Genomic DNA, 16978 nt, shown 5'->3' on the forward strand with positions numbered 1-16978 from the left:
ATCGCCGGCTTCACGGGCGCTCGATTCGGGCAATCGCCTCCATCTCGATCATCTGTCTCGGGTCGAACAGCCGCTCGATCTGAACCAGAGTCGACGCCGGCCACACCTCGCCCCAGTAATCGCGCCACACCGGCTCGATCTCATTCCACAGGCTGATATCGGTCACGTAGGTCCGGATCTGAACCACATCATCAAGCGTCGCTCCGGCGGCATCGAGTATGTTGGACATGTTTACGAGAACTTGGCGCGCCTGGGCTGCCATGTCGTCGATCCCGACGATCGTTCCGTCGGCGGTTCGGGAAGTTAGCCCGCTCACGTAGAGGGTCCCGGTGCCGGGTTCGGCGGCGATGATCTGGGCGAAGCCGTCGATCGGGACGTGGTACTCCGGGCTGTTGATCGCGCTCCTGCCCACTTGGGCTCCCTTTCTGGCATGGCCAAATGCCGGGGATGGGTGATCGTTGATGTGGTGGCCGGGCCGACCGCAACGGCCGGATCCGCAGGTTAGCCCCGGCCCGTCAGGGTGCCCGGTTTGAGCACACCGGATATGGTGGTCGTGTACGCTTCACGGCGCCGTTTTGGATCGGTAACCCACACACGGAGGGACAGAATGAAGAGAAACTCGAGATGGGCGGGTGCGGTAGCAGGGCTACTGGCGCTCGCACTGGTTGCAGCAGCTTGCGGAGATGATTCCGAGTCGTCCGGCGCCGGTTGCGCGGTCGACGGTGAACTGCGTGAGACAACCTTCCTCCTTCCGTTCCCGTTCGCGGTCCCGTTCTACTCGATCTTCGTGGCGGAGTCGCTCGGCTACTACGAAGAGGAGGGAATCTCGGTAAACATCGAGTTCGCCGACGGCAGCGCTTCGGTGGTCCAGCAGGTGGTTGCCAACAACGTGGAGTTCGGTCTGGCCGATCCCGGCCCGATCGTTGACGCGGTTGCCCTTGGCGAGAACCTGAAGGTGGTGTTCGTTCTCCAGAACCGGCTCATCTACGCGTTGGTGACGCCTGCGGGCTCGCCCTACACGACGATCGAGTCCTTCGCAGGCCAGACCCTGGGTGTGTCGGAGGCCACCGCCGGTGAGGTTCCCTTCTTCGAGAGCATGCTGGCCGCTGCGGGAATCGACCCGGAGGCGGATGTCGAGATAATCGAGACCGGGGCTGGTGGTACCACGGCCGCAGCCTTCGACAGCGACCGGATCGTGGCCTACTTCTCGGATTACTTCAACGTGATCGAGCTCGGATTCGAGGTCGAGTTGAATGAGTTCGACCTTGGCGAGTTCGGGCTGCTCAACGGGGCCAGCATCGTGGTCCAGCAGGAGCTGATCGACGACAACCCCGACCTTGTCGAGTGCTTGCTGCGGCCCATCGCCCGGGCGGCCGAGTACACCCACGCCGATCCGAGAGCCGGCCTGGACGCGATCGCCGCTGAGCGCCCCGACCAGGTGGGCGATCCCGAGGGGTTCGACAAGCTGGCCATCGAGGAGAGCATCAAGCGGCAGTTGCCCTATGAGGACTCCGGCAACCGGCTGGGTTGGAACCGTCCGGATTCGTGGACGGCCTACATCGACCTGCTCGCATCGCGTGGCACCCTCGGTGATGGCTTCGATCCCGAGTCGGTCTATACCAACGAGTTCATCGACACCATCAACGACTTCGACAAGCAGGCCGAGCGGGACGCCGCCACCTCAGCCTGATCGACCGTCGATCCAAGCACTCGGAAGGGCCGCCATCCGGCGGCCCTTCCGCTCTGTGCCTGTTTAGAGAGGGCTGTCCCGCTGAGCTAGACCCGGCTAAGCCATTCTGCGCAGGTTCACGGCTGGCCGGACGGACTTGGCGCACGGTTCGCACAGTATGTATGTAACATACGTACATGCCGAACAAGACGATAAGCGTCCCAGACGACGTGATGCCCATTATCGAGAGCCTCGACATGCCCTTTTCGAGGTGGGTGACCGACCAACTCCGCCGCCATTCGGCCCGGTCGACGCTTTCCTTTGCCCAGCAGCTCTTGGCGGATGCAGCGCTGGCGGCCCGTGAGCGGCCGGATCGGCAGGATGCCCGTGCCGTAGGTGAGCGGATGGGAAGATCGGCCCCGTGGTAACTCGAGGCGAGGTCTATTGGATCGAACTCGACAAGCTCCGGCCGTGTGTGATCGTGTCCTCCGGCGATGTTCTCGCCGTTGACGTCTGGCAGACCCATGTCGTGCCGTTGACCTCGAACCTCGAGAGAGCGGGACTCGCCGGCAACGTGCTGCTGGATCCTTCGGCCACGGGTTTGCCGAAGGAATCTGTTGCTGTGGCCCTGGGCCTCGAGTTGGTGGACCGGTCCTGGCTGGCAGAGCGTGTCGGTCAGCTACCGCGCCCACTATTGGCCGCCATCGACGACGGCGTTCGATCAGTGCTGGGCCTGTGACTCGCCGATGACCGCCTCTATCGCGGCGACGGCCGTGGCGGTGCGGATTTCCGCTACAGCCTCTCTACCAGTCCGGATCGATTTGATCTACCAAATCCGGTACAAACGATCTACCAAATCGGGCTGTCTTCGCGTGCCTGCGCCACTTTTACCCGGCCGGAGGGCATGCACGCAGGTTTGGCAGGTGATTGATCAGTCCCGAATCGCGAGCTTCGTCTACGTTCGGGCGGCGTCCCGCAGGGCGTGTCCGATGTCACCGGCGCCGGAGTAGGTGACCACCAGTTCGTCCATCGCTCTCGTCATGCCCACGTAGACGAGCCGCTTGACGGCTTCGGTCTGCTCCTCTTCGGGGACATCGTGGGCGTAGGCCTGGTTGACACCTCCGATGATTATCCGGCTGAACTCGAGGCCCTTGAGGCCGTGGATGGTCGAGACTCGGATCTTGTCCCGGATCGTCATGGCCGTGTCCCTGCGGTCCTCCGTGCTCTTGGGGTCCTTGTGCTGGATGTGGAAATAGGGAAGCCCGCGTCGCCGGCATTCGGACCACAGGTTCTTCTGCAGATCGTGGTGCCCGTACATGACAGCGATGTCCCTGACTTCGACTCCTGACTGGAGGATGCGCGCGATCTCCGAAGCGATGGCGCGGGCCTCGTCCCGAAGGCTTCCGCATTCGAGAACGTTGGGCGGCGGACCGCACCGGTAGCTGGCCTCGGGATGCACGAGGTCGCCGTCATCAGGCTTCATAGTCGATGGCGGGCCGGATGACCCGGCCAGGAAACCCCAGGCGAAGTCGAGTATCTGGCGGGTGTTGCGGTAGTTCCGCCGGAAGATCGTGGTGCGTCCCCGAGCGTTGAGTCCGGGTGGGTTCCAGGTCATGCTCCGGCGGTAGAGGTTCTGGGCGCTGTCCAGCGCCAGGACGAGGTGGCCGGCCTGGTAGGAGCGAAGACCCAGGCCGGCAGGCTGGAGGTTCCGGCGGGAGTTCTTGAGCATGGCGTAGGCCAGGTCGAGGGCGGTGTCATCGAAGTCCTGGGCCTCGTCGACCAGCACGATGTCGTACCGCCGGGAGTCGGGTAGCCGCTTGGCGGCTTCGACCGCCCGGCGCCGCTGCGCCTCGAAGTCGAGCTTGCCTCCCGACGCCCTTCCTCGGGCCAGGCTGAAGGCGAGGCGGTCGATGTTGGTCACGGTCATGCGGTCCCCCCGCTCGACCATCTGCTGGAGGGCGTTGGACAGCAGCCGGTTGTAGCAGAGCACCAGAATGCGGAAGGTCGGGAACCTGTCGTGAAGGAACCGGGCCCGATGGGTCAGCACCAGTGTCTTGCCGCTCCCGGCCACCCCTCGCAGCATCCTGTATCCCCAGCCCATGTGCTCGGCGAGCCGTTCCTGGCGGCGGTCCATCACCCGGATTACGTCCTCCGGCGCCAGCTCGGGCTCCTGGAACAGGGGGAGGGTTTGCCCGGTCTCCGATTCCGACCCGATCACCTTCGGATCGATGACCACCCGAGGGTTGATCTCGGCTCGGACCCGGTTCTCCTGCTGCTCGCTGAGGGGAGCATCGGTGGTGGCGCCCAGAATCCGCCGGAGGGCCGCATGCATACGGTCCTCGGTCATGTCGGACCCCAGCAGGAGAGCCTGGTTCTCTCCGGGCTGGAATCCCTCCACCGGTTCATCGTGGTCGGGCGCCGCCACCACGTGGCGGACCGGTAGGGAGCGGACCAGCGACCGGTCGATCCGGGACCGCAGGTCCACTACCAGCTCGGCGATGTCGTCCCTGATTCGGAGTATGTCCTCCTCCTCGAGGTATCTGCTGAACCATTTCGGCCTGCGGCTCGCCGTCCGGATCCGCGGGGCTTCGATCAGGGCAATCCCTGCGCCGGGGTCCAGCACCAAGAGGTACGGCGGATCGTCCCCGTCCGCCCTGAGCCATGCTGTCGCCTCATCCGGAACGAAGTCGCGCAGCGCCCTCGCCACATGCCTGAGCCGATCGGGCACGCCGGACCGGCTCGGGATGTTCTCCGGGATCAGGAAGGCCATCGGCACAGCATCTTACGGACGCGTCGGCGGACGGTACCGCCCCCGTCCTCCTGCGGCGAGGCCGGCTAGCGGGCGTAGCGTCCCCGGACGATCTCCTGGCCACGCTCGGTCAGCCGGAGGGTTTGGTAGTTGCGGCCATCCGGAGATATCGCCTCGAGGATGCCTTCGTGGATCAAGTCGTCGATCCGGTCCTCCACCTGGTCGGTGGCCAGCATCGCCAGTTGCGCGAAACAGCTGTGCAGCGCCAGGCGCCGGTCGAGCGGGTACGGCCCCCCGCCGTCCCCCCGCAGCGTCCTGATGAGGTTGCGTTTCGACCACAGCCCTTCCGAGACGCTGTCGACGAGGAGCAGGATGGTGAGGTTGGCGGTTTCTTCCACGGCCTCCTGAACCTGCTCGTGCTGAACATCGATCCTTGCCCACCGGCGGGGGAGGCCGGGCGTGCATGCGTCACATCCGCCGCAGGTGGCGAAACCCGGCTCGCTCTCGCCCAGGTAGCGGAGCATCTCGCGCCGGCGGCAAGCGGGATCGCCGCGCGCCAGTTCCCGAGCCTTGATCGCCCGCTGCTCGACCGCGTCCCGCTGGATCCGCAGCATCTCGCGCAGGCGCGGCCGGTCCGGCTCGGCACCGTCCAGGAGCTCGAATACCCAGCCGAACTTCCAGCCGGTGAAGTCGCAGATGTCCTCCTTCTGCAGGTCGAAGAGCACCGCCTCGGTCTGGGCAGGCGTCATCCCGAGGCGGTCCTGCCATGAATTCCACCGGTAGTCGCCTCCCACCCTCTCGGCGTGACGGAGTACGGCCTCTGCTCGGTCGGCTCGCTCCCGGTGCCGCCTGCGGTAGTCGTCGAACAGTTCCCAGGTGTGCTCGACGAGCGTGACCCGGCCCACCAGCACGAAGTCCTGGTGCCTGGTCACGGCGCCGATCCGGTCCAGGTAGTGCAGGGCGAGCGCCTTGGTCTGGTCCCTCTCCTCGTCCTCGCCTTCCGGGCGGTTCGAGAGGGAAGCGGGATCGAGAAAGTTCAATCCGCGACGGAGGCGGCCGAACACCTCGTAAACCTCGTCCGGTTCCGGTACGGAGGAGCGGATGAAGTACTCGTGGATCTGACAGTCCCGCGGCGTGACCATGAGCACCGCCGTCCCCGTTTCCGGTCCCGTACCGTCACGAGCGCCCCGGGCCACCCGACCGGTCTCCTGCACGTACTCCTCGATGGAGGCCGGCATCTCGAGATGGACGATCAGGGCGATGTCGGGCTTGTCGATCCCGAGTCCGAATGCCTTCGTAGCCACCACCACGTCGATCTCACCGTGGCGGAAGGCATCCTCGGTGTGTTCCCGTTCGGTGTACTCCATGGCGCCGCTGTACGGCCGCACCCGGTGCCCGAAGATACGGAGCAGGGCGGACAGGCGGGTGGTGTCCTTGCGGGCCGGCACGTAGACGATGGCGCTCTGCCGCCGGAAGGCTTCGACCACCCTGGCGACCCGGAGGTCACGGTCGCGTTTGTTCCGGCATCTCTCCACGAAGTACTGGATCTCGGGCCGGTTCGCCGAACCGCTCAGCTTCGACGGGTCCGGGAGTTCCAGCAGGTCCGACATGTCGTCGAGCACCTGCGGAGTGGCGGTGGCGGTCACCGCGAGCACGGGCAGTCGGGAGGTAGTGACATCGGAGATCGCTCGCGGGATCACCGCGTATTCCGGGCGGAAGGAGTGGCCCCACATCGAGATGCAGTGGGCTTCGTCGATGGCGATCCTCCTGACGTCCACCTTCCCCAGCCAGGATCGGAACATCGGCGACCACAGGCGTTCCGGGCTCACGTAGAGCAGCTTGATATGGCCATCGGTGGCGGCCCGGAGGATGTCACGCTGCTCGGCCTGCCCGACTCCGGCGTATATGGCGGCCGCCTCGGTGACCCCCTTGGCCCGAAGGTTGTCGACCTGGTCTCTCATAAGGGCGATCAGCGGCGAGATCACCAGCGTCACGCCGGGGGAGACCAGGGCGGGTACCTGGTAGGTGACCGACTTGCCCGATCCGGTGGGGAGGACGGCCACCATGTCCTTGCCCTCGATGAACCTGGTCATGATCTCCTGCTGGCCCGGCCGCCAGGTTTCGAAGCCCAGCCATTGCCGGGCTGCTTCCAGTCGATCGCCGACGGTCTGCCGGTCAAGGGCTGCCTCGGCAGTGATTTCCAGAGCGCCCTGCGAGAGCGTCGGGACGCCGGGTATCTTCTCGATCCGTCCCCGCCGTTCCTCGTCGAGATCGATACGCAGGTGGTCGGTGATCGCCCGGTAGGCCTCCTCAGGGGTGTCGATGTCCCGCCGCCGGGGCGGTCCGGACAGGCTCCGCAGAAGCACGTCGCGATAGCCGACCGGTCGCCTGATCCGGTTGTCGAGCACCACGGTGACACCGGTGTCGTCGGCCGTGCGGATCAGCCTGCCCACCCCCTGGGCGAAGGCGATGGCAGCCCTGGGGACGATGTACTCGGCGAACGGGTCCAGGTTCTGCCTCTCGATCAGGTCTGTCCTGGCGGCCGCCACCGGATCGCCGATCGAGTCGAAAGGGATCTTCTCGATGATGAGAAGCCGCAGCGCATCTCCCGGAATGTCCACCCCTTCCCAGAACGATCTCAAGCCCAGCAAGGAGGTGGACCGATCGGCCCGCATCCGCTCGACGAGCGCCGCGGAGGATCCGTCTCCCTGGGCGAGGAGTTCGAGGCCGAGAGGAGCGAGGTGGGGTCGGGCATGGTCCCGGACGTAGTGGAGGCGGGCTCGCGCGGTCATCAGGGCGAGGGCGCCTCCGTCGCTCGCCACGCACAGTCTCGGTATCTCCCGGGCTTCCGTCTCGGTGAAGCGATCCATCAGGCTTCCCCGGGGAGCGGGCAAATAGTCCGTGAGCAGGAGCAGATGCTGTTCCGAGAGCTTCTCGAAGGGGGAGTCGAGCACCACCGTGCGGGCCGAGCCGATCCCGAGCCGCCTGATCAGGTAGTCGAAGCTGTCGCCGCTGCGGAGCGTCGCGGAGGTGAGCACGGTCGAGTGGCTGCGCTTCCAGAGGTCCGACAGCATGCCTGCCACGGAGAGCGGAACCCTACGCAGCGCCCATTGCCAGCTGTCCTCGTCGGGCCCATCCCCATCCTGGCCGTCCCCTGTCCCGTCCGGTGAACCGGTGAAGGAGACATCGGCGATGTTGATCCAGTCCGTCAGGTCGGGATCGCCGTCGTCATCGAAGAGGCGCAGGTCGGTCGAGGCCCACAGGACGGCTTCGGCCAGCTTTGCGGCCTCGCTGAGCTCCCGACCCAGCCGGGCCAGCTCATCCTCCAAGGCGTCACGGCGGTAGCGACCTCTCAACACCTTCGGAACCACGAAGTCGTCCAGGGTCGTGATGAGTCGCCTCAGACTGCTCCGCATGGCACGTTCCCGGTTGATCACGGCCTGGTAGGCGGGGTGGCGGGTGTCCACACCACGCCGGATGCGGTAGGAGGCGCCGTACCGGGCGGCCTGCTCGCGTGTGATGCCGGTCCGATCCCTCAGGTACTCGGTAAGGGGTGCTCCGAATGCGTCGATCGCGGAGCGAGCATCCAAAGCCGCCTGCCGCATCGCCGCGATCTTCTCGTTCCGGAGGCCTGCCCCGGTGGCGGTCGCCAGCCTGACCACCAACCCGTGGCGCCTCTCACCGTCCCAGATCGCGGCGCAGAGCCTCTCCAGTTGCTCACTGGTGACCACTCGGGTGGCGGCCGAGGTCACCGAGTCCTCCAGGTCGTGGGCTTCGTCGACGATCAGGTTGAAGCCGTCGGGTAGGCCCGGGTCGGTGGCGAGAAGGGCATGGTTGAGGATGGCCAGGTGGGAGTGCCCCAGCGCACGCCGGGCGCGGCGATAGAAGTCCAGCTTGTCGAGCGGACCGCGCATGGGGCCCGGCCGGTCGTTTACACGCAGTTTCCAGCGGAAGAACCGCAGCGGAGTCAGCCGACCCTCGATCGCCGCGGCGCGAAGATCGGCCCAATCTCCGCTCGGCGTTTGCGCCACCCAACCGCAGAGGATCGCCAGAGCCATCCCTTCGGCGTGGCGGATGGTGCTCCGATCCGTCTCCTCTTCCAGGCCGGTGAGCTCCGCATCCAGGGCTTTCAGGCTGATGTAGTTCTGCCGGCCCTTCATGACCACCCTGGAGAACGGGCCGATCTGGTCCTTGAGATCCTCCAGAGTTTCCAGGATCTGGTCCTGGAGAACGCGCGAGTGGGGGGTGATGATTGCCATCCGGCCTGAGGCCCGAGCCATCTCGATGGCGGGAACCAGGTAGGCGAGCGTCTTGCCGGTTCCGGTCGGTGCTTCGATCATGGCCCGCTCCCCCGGGCGTGAGAGAGCCCTGGACACCAGACCGGCCATCTTCGCTTGCTGGGGTCGTGGCGTCCGTCCGGCGGTCATCAAGGCGCCTCCGGCCTGGAACGCCCTTACGACCCGATCGATGTCGAACCGGCCGGTGGCTTCGATGGGTCCGCCGGAGACCGGAGCGGAAACCGCCTCGTGAAGGGCCACAGGCTGTCCGGGCGTCGTGACGAACCCGGCCCAGGGGTGCCCGACCCGACCGAGGATCCAGCGTTGCAGGCGGCGAGCGGACGTGGGTTGATCGAGTTCCTCGAGCAACTTCAGCACGATCTGGTGGGTAATACGCGCGTCGACCAGAGCTTCGTGCCGGTCCCTTCCCGGGATCCCGTAGAACTCAGCCAGATTGTCCAGGCTGCGCCCGGGGGGAGGGTGGCGCCCATCCACTCCCCGGATGGCGGTCCCTGCCCGAGCGTGGACCAGGTGGGCGAGCTCGAGGGAGTCGAGCCGGGGCCCGGACGGTGGGTCGAGGCCGGCTCCGGCTGCGGCAGCGTCCAGTACCACAAAGTCGTATCCCAGTCCGTGGTGGGCCACCATCGGGCGGTCCCCGACCCAGGCGAAGAACCTCTGGAGAGCATCCGCAAGCGGCGGCGCGCCGGCGAGTTCGGCGTATTCGAGACCCGTCAACCGGGTGATCCGCTCCGGCAGCCTCCGCTCGGGCCGCACCAGCGTCTCGAAGCTGTCGATCTTGCCCGTCAGCCCGGCGCGAACCGCCCCGATCTGGATGATCTCGTGCTCCGACGGGTCGGGCCGGTCGGCGTTCGTCTCCAGATCGAACACCACGAACTCCACCACCGAACCCATAGCCGTGCGATGCTACCGGTCCGGGCGCAAGGTCTCGCCGCCGCATGAAGTGCTCGGTGTACGTTCTGCGCTCGGTCGTTGGCAGGACTACCCATTGTGGTCGGGGGGGGGGGGTCTATCAGCCGAGTGTGGGACCAACACTGCGTCCGCTCCGCCTAGTACCCGTCTCTACATCCTGCCCTTCGTCCAGGGTCTCGACGAGTACTTGAGCAGGCGATAGACGTATATCAGGAGACATGACCACTACCGAAACAGGCCGGTTCCGTTATGGTGCGGTGTTGACCTGTTCATTTGTGTAATGGTGGCCTCTCGACTGTTGCGGGATGGGCGCCTGCGGATCAAGGAAGGGCTGGTATGGCTGGAACGAAGGTAGTGATGGTCGTCCTGGCTTCGCTGCATCTCGGGTGGTCGGCACTGATCGCCCTGGTGGCGAACTTCGCCGACGGGGGCTCCGCGCCGGAGCGCCTCCTCCTCGGCGCGGTGCACCCGCTGGCGGCCCTCCTGCTCCTCTACGCCGTGGTGTCATCCGAGTGGTCCAGCCTGCTCATCCGGCGTATCACGTTGGCGATGCTGGCGGTGAGCATCGGCGGGGACATCCTGATGGCTGTTCTGATCGGCCAGGGGACCATACGGGGCGACTGGCCGCTACCGCTGACATTTGCCGTGGTTCCGGTGATCGGCCTCGTCTACATCATCCGGCGGGACGATGCCGGGCAGCCGGCCGATGGCTAGGTTTCCCGCTTGATATGACCGAAGCGACCGGATGGCTGATCTCGGACCTGGCCGAGGAGATTGAGCGAGCTCTGGCCGAGGGCGGCGCCGGCGACGGAAGGCTGGTGGAGGGCCGGGCGACTGCGGTCAAGGCTTCGCCGGAATAAGCGGCCACATCCCGGACCAAGGCCTCGTAGTGCGATCCCATACCGGTGGTGTTCCTCGTCCTGCTACTACTGGAGGCGCTGCATCCTGGTGGTCGCCGACCAGAAGATGACCTTGCGCTCGGTGTAGGCGATCAGCGAGTAGAGCAGGTAGGCGAGCAGTGACACCACGAACAGGAAGGCGAAAAGCCGGGCGGTCTCCAGCCGTGCGGCCGCGAATTCGATCTGGAATCCCAGCCCGTCCTGGGCGCCGGCGAACTCGCCGATGACCGCCCCGATCGCGGCGAAGGCCATGGCGGTGCGGAGCGAGGCGAACACGAACGGGGCGGAGCGGGGAAGCTTGAGCCGGAGGAACGTCTGCCACCGGGAGGCCCGGATCGACGCCATCAGTTCCAGTTCCTCCTCCTCGGTGGACTGCAAGCCGGTGACCGTGTTCACGAACACCGGGAAGAAGCAGATGACCGCGGCGATGAGGATCTTCGGCATGGCCCCGAATCCGAACCAGATCACGAACAGCGGAGCGATGGCGATCTTGGGGGTCGAGTTGAGGGCGATGGTGTAAGGGATCACGATCCGCCGGGCGGTGGCGAACTCCGCGACCAGCGAACCGACGAAGATCGCCGTTCCCGACCCGAGCAGGAATCCGAACACGATCTCGTACAGGGTGATCCAGGTGTCCTGCCAGTAGGCCAGGTTGCTGAACAGGTTGGTGATCACGAACCAGATGGCCTCCGCGATCGAGGACGGCGCCGGCACCACGATCGGGTTGACCCCGCCGCTCCGTGACACGTATTCCCAGGCCCCCATGATCACCACCAGGGACGCGAGGAAGGTGAGCGCCGACTTGGCCCGTTCGCTCACAGCGGGCGTCCCATGCTGTCCTTGGCCAGCTCGAGCAGGGATCGCGCCTCCCTGATGTAGACGTTCAGTTCGTCCGAGGCGAGCAGATCCTCCGAGCGGTCCTTCCCGAGCGGAACCTCCACCTCCCCGGCGATCTTGCCCGGACGGCTTGTCATCACCACGACGCGGTCGCCGATGAACGCCGCCTCGAGCGGGTTGTGGGTGACCAGCAGCGCGCTCCGGTTCTGGCGGATGATGATGCGCCGGAGCTCAAGATCCATGTACTCGCGGGTCATCTCGTCCAGCGCCCCGAACGGCTCGTCGAGCAACAGAACCCTCGGCTCGCCCATCAGCATCCGGCAGATGGCGACCCGCTGCTGCATACCTCCCGAGAGCTCCCACGGGTAGCTTTCCTCGAAGCCCTGGAGTCCCGCCAGTGCGATCAGGTCGAGGGCGCGGTCGAGGAACTCCGACCGCTTGGCGCCCTGGGTCCGGACCGGCAGCAGCACGTTGTCCACCACCTTGAGCCAGGGGAACAGGACCGGCTTCTGGAACATCATCCCGGTCAACTCGCCGGGCTCGGTCACCGGGACGCCGTCGACGAGAATCCGGCCGCCGGTGGGCGGGTAGAGGCCTCCGATCATCTTCAGCAGGGTGCTCTTGCCGCAGCCGCTCGGTCCGAGCAGTGCCACCACCTCGCCCTGTGCGATTTCCATGCTGATGTTGTCGAGCGCCAGCAACTGCTGGGGGGTGTCCTCGTTATAGATCTTGGTCACGCCTTCCACCCGCACCGCCGGGTGCCCGTGCGGGAGTTGCCGGGGCGGGCCCACATCGCCCACGGTGGCCCGGATCCTCTTCTTGCCACCGAGCAGTCGAGACATGGACTAGCCCTTCCGACGAGGAACTCGGGTCCGACAGATCGAACCCGCGTGCTGGATCAGCCTAGGTGGCGCATGCTCGGACAGCTTGGAACTTCTCCTCCAGGGGCGGGTTGCCGACGATGAGGAGGGCGATGAAGCCGTACCTTCAACGGGCGAATTGGAGCCAACATGCCCTACTCGATTATATGCTACGACCTGCGGCGCTCTCACGCCTGGCAGGCGCTACGCAGGGCGCGCCCGATCTCTCCGTTCCCGGATCGGGTGACTACCAATTCGTCCCAATCCCCGCCGCCGTCACACCGTTACCATTTGGCACTGCCGATATCCGCATCGACGGGGGTCTGCGATATGACGTCGAGTGGGCTAGCCGCTGGTGGACCGCAGCGAACTGTCATGACGGTGACGGGTCCCGTCGCCACCGACGATCTCGGGATAGTGCTCGTTCACGAACATATCTTCCTGGACATGCGACAGTCGTATACGGAGCATCGTCCCGACGCCCAATACGGCCCGCCGGAGATTCACATGCTCGGTGAATGGCGCCGTGACTACTCCAAGTTCCCCGACTTCATGGTCCTCGACGACGTGGAGTTGGCCACTGCCGAGATTTCGGCATTTGCCGAGCATGGTGGGAAGACCATCGTGGATGCAACTCCGATCGGCGCCCGTCCACCGTCCCGTCCGCTCTACCCGGCGGGGCTCAGGACGGTTTCGGTGGAGGCTGGTGTCAACGTGATCGCCGGGTGCGGGTTCTACATCCAAGCGTCCCACCCGGAGTACGTCAGAACGTCGAGCTCAGGGTTTCTCGCCGAGAGAATCCTCTCCGAGATTGAGGAAGGCATCGACGGGACTGGTATCAGGCCTGGTGTGATCGGCGAGATCGGGCTCAGCCAGCCGGTTGAGGATGACGAGTGGAAGGTCCTCAAGGCGGCATGCGAGGCTCAGAAACATACCGGCCTCCCGCTCTACATCCATCCCTATTTCGGGGCGAGGGCCAGGATCGCTCCCGATGTCGCCAAGTTCGTGCTGCGCGAGGGTGTCGACCCGCAGAAGATCAACATGTGCCACCTGGACGGCTACATGAGCCTCGACTACCAGAGAAGCGTGGCGGACCTGGGCGTGTTCATCTCGTTCGACAACTTCGGACTGGAGAACTACTACGACTCCATCGACTACAGCTACAACAGCCACGACTCCCAGCGCCACGAAGGCCTGCTCAAGCTGCTGGACCTCGGTTACCGCGACCAGATCCTGGTGTCCCAGGACACCTGCTACAAGACCCAACTCACCCGGTACGGGGGCTACGGATACGCACACGTCCTGCGAAACATCGTGCCCGCGCTAGCCCACGCCGGACTCGACGACACCACGCTGGACTGCATCCTGGTCGAGAACCCGCGCCGGCTGCTCGCGCCCTAGTCGGGCGCTATCAAAGACGGGGACACGGAGTTAGGCCGGCGAGCAGGCCGCAGCGCCTGGAGGCTCCTGGTCGGTGGATCGCCGGCGTCTTCTGCCTGGCCCTTGCCGTAGGTGGTGTCCGTATACCGTCGGGGATCCATACAGTCAGGTCATACGACTATTACGGGCGGCTACTACCGGGTGGGGCTGTTCCCGTTACCGTTATGGTGGCGCTCTGTAGGTCACCGGGATGGTTCCCGAGGCCTTGAGGCGTTTTCAGGATCGAGAAAGGACCGGTGTGAGAGGAACGAAGGTGGTGATGGCTGTCCTGGCATCGCTGCATCTTGGATGGTCGGCCCTGACCGCTCTGGCGGCCAACTTCGCCGACGGGGGCTCTGCACCTGAACGCCTCCTCGCGGGGGCGGTACACCCGCTGGCTGCCCTCCTGCTCCTCTATCTTGTGGTGTCCTCCGAGCGGCCCAGCCTGCTCATCTGGCGCGTCACCCTGGCGCTCCTGTCGGTGAGCATCGTCGGTGACATCCTGGTGGCCATCCTGATAGGTCAGGGGACCATACGGGGCGACTGGTCGTTGCCGCTGACGTTCACAGTGGTTCCGGTGATCGGCCTCGCCTACCTCATCCGGCGCGGCGATGCCCGCACCGGTGACGCGACTTAGAGGGAGAACTCCGCTCACACGGCCTGGAACATTTCCTCCACGGTCACGCCGCCGACGTCGAAGGCTTGGTCGGACGGGAGACCACGGGGAGCTTCATACCGTCTACCTCCCATGCGGACACGCAGGTAGACGGTACCGACCAAGCGCAGCCCGGTCACTCCCTAGGGCTTGAGGGTAGAGCGCCACGGGGTGGGGGCCTTACGAGCCTGACCCGTTCCCGCCGCAGGATCCGTCCTGGACTCCGCCACCAAACGTGTAGATCGGTTCCGGTACGCGCCAGGGGTGCTGAGGCTTGCTGTGAAGAGATAGTGTCCTGATGGGCATGACAGAGTGTTGGTGCCCTGAAGAGATTTGCAGGTCCGTTCGGAACCGTGGTGGCGCTCAACTACCCTGGCGGCTGGTCCCTTCCTGGGCGCGACTGGAGGAGGTCGGACGGTGCACTACGAGATCGTGCAGGCACAGTCGTATTGGGACTGTGTGGACGCGTTACGCCGTGATGACCAGTACAAGGCCGCGCTGGTGGACACGCTGTCGGAGCTGCGCCGCAAGCCTTTCCAGAATCCGAAGCTCAACACCCATGGTGTGGGTGAAGCGAGAAACGGAAAAAAGTTGTTCGGCTCCGATGTCGGTGGAAGGCGTAGCGACCGGCGCCTGGTTTGGTTGCTGTTCAACAGGACGATTCTGCTTCTGCTCTATGGCACCCACAAGGTCTACGACCGCGCCAAGCGCATGTCTGTCGACTATGACCCGGCAGAGCATGCCTACAACACCTACGAGCAGGTACCCGAGACGGGAACGTACCAGCCCTACACACACCGCCGTGAGACGGTCGGGAAGCTGTTCATGGCATGGTCGGATGCTGAACTCGAATCCTGTGGCCTCCCGGAGCCGGCGGTTCTCAACCTGCGCCGGATCGATACTGACGAAGAATTCCTCGCCCTGGAGGACGACCTCGGTCCTCGTAACTTCGAGACCGCATTCAACCTGATAATCACTGGCCATCCTGTCGATGACGAGCGAGACCACGCGGACGAGCCTGTGCTGGCCGAAGCAGAATCGCCGCCTGTAACCGAAGAGGATCTTGAGGTCGAGCGCCACCTCCAGGAGGACACGATGGCGTCCTGGTTCACCCGGACCGAGCCGGAGTACATGGTCGAGATCATGGGTCGTCCTATCGAGGACTGGATGATCTTCCTTCACCCGGATCAGAGGAACGCTGTGCGCCGCAACTACATGGGGCCGGGACGGGTACGCGGCCCGGCCGGCACCGGCAAGACAGTGGTAGGCCTCCATCGTGCGGTATGGCTGGCCAGGAGGAATAAGGCCCGACGGGAGGAGCAGCAAGCCCAACTCGCCGGTACATCGGAGGAAGTCCCGCCCGTTCTCTTCACCACGTACATCAGGTCCCTGCCGCCGGTGCTGGAATCGCTTTACCTACGGATGCCCGGTGCCCTGTCCGGAGAGGTGGAGTTCGCCAACGTCAACAAGCTTGCCACTCGATTGTGTTACAAATCGGGCAAGTGTCGTCGTTTTGACACTAGGGCGGTCAACGACGCCTTCGACGCTGCCTACGCCGAGATCGTCACGCCCGGGTCCCCCCTCGACAGAAGGGCATTAAGCAAGCGCTACCTGACCGAAGAGGTAAACGCGGTCATCCAGGGCCGGGCACTGGAGTCGCTGGTCGAATACCGAGCACTGGAACGGACGGGCCGGCGAGTAGCTCTCGGACGAAACCAACGCAAACAGGTCTGGGAACTCCGGGAGGCCTGGGATCGGAACATGGCAGATCGCGGGGTCATGGACTTCCCGGACCATGTCTTGGCGGCGCTGGAATACGCGCGCGGCCTGTCCGAGCCCCTCTACTCGGCTGTAATCGTGGACGAGGCACAGGACCTCACCCTGGCCGGCCTGCAGCTCCTACGGGCGCTGGTCAATGCTCCGGACCACGACCGTGATCGGCCAAACGGGCTGCTCGTCCTCGGTGACGGCGCCCAAAGGATCTATCCGGGTGGCTACACCCTCCGCCAGGCGGGAGCCGAGGTCCGGGGCCGTACCACCGTCCTGGATGTCAACTACCGCAACACGACGCGCATCATCGATGCCGCGTTAGCGGTGGCCGGTGCGGCGGAGGTGGAAGATCTAGACGAGGACTACAGGCGGAGCGATCAGCTCGCGGAGACGGTCAGGGATGGTCCGTGTCCGCTTCTCGTCCAGGCGCGGGACGCTGACGACCAGATCCACGAGATCGCCCGGTGGATTCGCAAGATGGCCGCCATGGACGATCCGATCAAGCCCGGAGACACAGCCGTTCTCGTGCCCTGGAATCGCCAGGCCAAGGTGGCGGAGCGGTTGCTGAAGGGATGCGGCATCGGTGTGCAATCACTCGACCGCTATGACGGGCGCCCGAACGACCTAGTCAAGTTGGGCACCTACCACAGAGGTAAGGGCTTGGAGTTCAAGGCCGTGTTCCTTCCTTATCTGAATCTGGGGATCTTTCCCCAACGGGCCAAGCGCGGAATCAGCCCCGAAGAAGCAGCTGAGCACCACGATCTGGAGTTATCGGCCCTCTTTGTGGCGATGACCAGAGCTCGTGATCTATTGGTGCTGCTCCATAACGGATCCCCCAGTAAGGCGATCAAGCCTGTTGTTGACCGTTTCGAGCAGCGGTCTTCCGAATCATGACGACGCCGGAGTAGCACCG

At 65.1% G+C, this 16978-nt stretch carries 13 protein-coding genes; 8 read left to right on the top strand and 5 right to left on the bottom strand.

The window, feature by feature from the left end:
- Positions 1 to 10: 10 nt before the first annotated feature.
- Positions 11 to 412 carry a RidA family protein gene (locus ACOQPD_RS14415; protein WP_420612655.1) on the bottom strand — a complete coding sequence of 134 codons (402 nt, stop codon included), beginning with the start codon at positions 410 to 412 and terminating at the stop codon, positions 11 to 13.
- Between the two features lie 195 nt (positions 413 to 607).
- Here ACOQPD_RS14415 and ACOQPD_RS14420 point away from each other — a divergent pair, with 195 nt between their 5' ends.
- From ACOQPD_RS14420 to ACOQPD_RS14430, 3 genes are all read left to right on the top strand, one after another.
- Entirely contained in the window at positions 608 to 1690 is a 1083-nt protein-coding gene (locus tag ACOQPD_RS14420; RefSeq protein ID WP_420612656.1) for an ABC transporter substrate-binding protein, read from the top strand.
- 176 nt (positions 1691 to 1866) lie between these two features.
- Positions 1867 to 2097, top strand: coding sequence for a hypothetical protein (locus ACOQPD_RS14425; protein WP_420612657.1), 231 nt, complete (start codon positions 1867 to 1869; stop codon positions 2095 to 2097).
- Positions 2091 to 2408: a type II toxin-antitoxin system PemK/MazF family toxin gene (locus tag ACOQPD_RS14430; RefSeq protein ID WP_420612658.1), complete on the top strand. Its 318-nt coding sequence runs from the start codon at positions 2091 to 2093 to the stop codon at positions 2406 to 2408. The genes ACOQPD_RS14425 and ACOQPD_RS14430 overlap by 7 nt, the downstream gene beginning before the upstream one ends.
- 216 nt (positions 2409 to 2624) lie before the next feature.
- On the opposite strand, the gene ACOQPD_RS14435 is transcribed toward ACOQPD_RS14430, so the two are convergent.
- Positions 2625 to 4439, bottom strand: a complete 1815-nt coding sequence (locus ACOQPD_RS14435; RefSeq protein WP_420612659.1) for a DEAD/DEAH box helicase — start codon at positions 4437 to 4439, stop codon at positions 2625 to 2627.
- A gap of 65 nt (positions 4440 to 4504) precedes the next feature.
- Positions 4505 to 9607, bottom strand: a complete 5103-nt coding sequence (locus tag ACOQPD_RS14440) for a RecQ family ATP-dependent DNA helicase (RefSeq protein WP_420612660.1) — start codon at positions 9605 to 9607, stop codon at positions 4505 to 4507.
- Between the two features lie 354 nt (positions 9608 to 9961).
- On the opposite strand from ACOQPD_RS14440, the gene ACOQPD_RS14445 reads away from it, so the two are divergent.
- Both ACOQPD_RS14445 and ACOQPD_RS14450 read left to right on the top strand, forming a co-directional pair.
- Positions 9962 to 10339 carry a hypothetical protein gene (locus tag ACOQPD_RS14445; protein WP_420612661.1) on the top strand — a complete coding sequence of 126 codons (378 nt, stop codon included), beginning with the start codon at positions 9962 to 9964 and terminating at the stop codon, positions 10337 to 10339.
- A 14-nt stretch (positions 10340 to 10353) separates the two neighbouring features.
- Positions 10354 to 10485, top strand: coding sequence for a hypothetical protein (locus ACOQPD_RS14450; RefSeq protein WP_420612662.1), 132 nt, complete (start codon positions 10354 to 10356; stop codon positions 10483 to 10485).
- 66 nt (positions 10486 to 10551) lie between these two features.
- Here the strand turns inward: ACOQPD_RS14450 and ACOQPD_RS14455 are convergent, their stop codons facing one another.
- Positions 10552 to 11343: an ABC transporter permease gene (locus tag ACOQPD_RS14455; protein WP_420612663.1), complete on the bottom strand. Its 792-nt coding sequence runs from the start codon at positions 11341 to 11343 to the stop codon at positions 10552 to 10554.
- The gene (locus tag ACOQPD_RS14460) at positions 11340 to 12203 is read right to left on the bottom strand and encodes an ABC transporter ATP-binding protein (protein WP_420612664.1); all 864 of its coding nucleotides are present in this window, start codon (positions 12201 to 12203) and stop codon (positions 11340 to 11342) included. Before ACOQPD_RS14460 ends, ACOQPD_RS14455 begins: the two co-directional genes overlap by 4 nt.
- A gap of 393 nt (positions 12204 to 12596) precedes the next feature.
- On the opposite strand from ACOQPD_RS14460, the gene ACOQPD_RS14465 reads away from it, so the two are divergent.
- From ACOQPD_RS14465 to ACOQPD_RS14475, 3 genes are all read left to right on the top strand, one after another.
- Positions 12597 to 13622 (top strand): phosphotriesterase family protein, encoded by a 1026-nt coding sequence (locus tag ACOQPD_RS14465; RefSeq protein ID WP_420612665.1) that lies wholly within the window; start codon positions 12597 to 12599, stop codon positions 13620 to 13622.
- Positions 13623 to 13899: 277 nt separating this feature from the next.
- Entirely contained in the window at positions 13900 to 14277 is a 378-nt protein-coding gene (locus tag ACOQPD_RS14470) for a hypothetical protein (RefSeq protein ID WP_420612666.1), read from the top strand.
- Between the two features lie 435 nt (positions 14278 to 14712).
- Entirely contained in the window at positions 14713 to 16959 is a 2247-nt protein-coding gene (locus ACOQPD_RS14475) for a 3'-5' exonuclease (protein ID WP_420612667.1), read from the top strand.
- Positions 16960 to 16978: the final 19 nt, after the last annotated feature.

The organism is Candidatus Spongiisocius sp., assembly GCF_965221825.1.
Taxonomy (GTDB): Bacteria; Actinomycetota; Acidimicrobiia; order Spongiisociales; family Spongiisociaceae; genus Spongiisocius.

Excerpts from the sequence above, each read along its gene's own strand:
- ACOQPD_RS14420 (WP_420612656.1), top strand. The coding sequence starts at position 608 with ATGAAGAGAAACTCGAGATGGGCGGGTGCGGTAGCAGGGCTACTGGCG.
- ACOQPD_RS14425 (WP_420612657.1), top strand. The coding sequence starts at position 1,867 with ATGCCGAACAAGACGATAAGCGTCCCAGACGACGTGATGCCCATTATC.
- ACOQPD_RS14435 (WP_420612659.1), bottom strand. The coding sequence starts at position 4,439 with ATGGCCTTCCTGATCCCGGAGAACATCCCGAGCCGGTCCGGCGTGCCC.
- ACOQPD_RS14440 (WP_420612660.1), bottom strand. The coding sequence starts at position 9,607 with ATGGGTTCGGTGGTGGAGTTCGTGGTGTTCGATCTGGAGACGAACGCC.
- ACOQPD_RS14445 (WP_420612661.1), top strand. The coding sequence starts at position 9,962 with ATGGCTGGAACGAAGGTAGTGATGGTCGTCCTGGCTTCGCTGCATCTC.
- ACOQPD_RS14450 (WP_420612662.1), top strand. The coding sequence starts at position 10,354 with ATGACCGAAGCGACCGGATGGCTGATCTCGGACCTGGCCGAGGAGATT.
- ACOQPD_RS14460 (WP_420612664.1), bottom strand. The coding sequence starts at position 12,203 with ATGTCTCGACTGCTCGGTGGCAAGAAGAGGATCCGGGCCACCGTGGGC.
- ACOQPD_RS14465 (WP_420612665.1), top strand. The coding sequence starts at position 12,597 with ATGACGGTGACGGGTCCCGTCGCCACCGACGATCTCGGGATAGTGCTC.